Source organism: Geodermatophilus sp. SYSU D00684, from assembly GCF_054050455.1.
Window position 1 is genome coordinate 1 of the sequence record NZ_JBJGZI010000064.1, and the last position, 805, is coordinate 805.

General features: G+C 73.8%; 1 protein-coding gene. It reads left to right on the forward strand.

Annotation, left to right across the window (positions count from 1 at the left end; genetic code table 11):
* Positions 1-99 precede the first annotated feature (99 nt).
* Positions 100-805 (forward strand): MBL fold metallo-hydrolase (locus ACI79L_RS23930; protein WP_456939190.1); only part of this gene is annotated, 706 nt, incomplete at its 3' end.

Here is an 805-nt window from a genome sequence, read left to right on the forward strand (position 1 = left end):
CCGCCTGGACCGCCGACGGCCGGCCGGTCGCGACCCGCTGACCGGTCTCTCGCGTCACCCGCAGATACCCCTGCCCCGTACCGTACCGAGGAGCTCTCCGTGCAGATCGACGTCATCGAGACCACCGGCCTCGGCGACCGCAGCTACCTGATCAGCGCCGACGGCGCCGGCGTGGTCATCGACCCGCAGCGCGACATCGACAGGGTGCTCGCACTCGCCGAGGAACGGACCGTCCGCATCGCGCTCGTGGCCGAGAGCCACCTCCACAACGACTACCTGACCGGCGGCCTGGAGCTGGCCCGCACCGCCGGCGCCGCCTACGCCGTCCCCGCCGGGGATCCCGTCACCTACGAGCGGACCCCGGTCGCCGACGGCGACGTCCTCACCGCCGGCCCGATGCGGCTGCGGGTGGTGCACACCCCCGGGCACACCCACCACCACGTCAGCTACGTGCTCACCGACGCCGACGGCGCGGTGCAGGCGGTGTTCACCGGCGGTTCGATGCTCTACGGCGCGACCGGACGCACCGACCTGGTCGGCCCCGAGCACACCGACGAGCTCACCCACGCCCAGTACCACTCGGTGCGCCGGCTGGCCGCCGAGCTGCCCGCCGGCACCCCGGTGTTCCCCACCCACGGCTTCGGCAGCTTCTGCTCGGCCACCCCGACCAGCGGCGACTCCTCCACCGTCGGCGAGCAGGCGCGGGTCAACCCGGCGCTGACCCAGGACGAGCAGACCTTCGTCGACCGGCTCGTCGCCGGCCTCACCGCAATCCCGGCCTGGTACGCGCACATGGGCCCGGCCA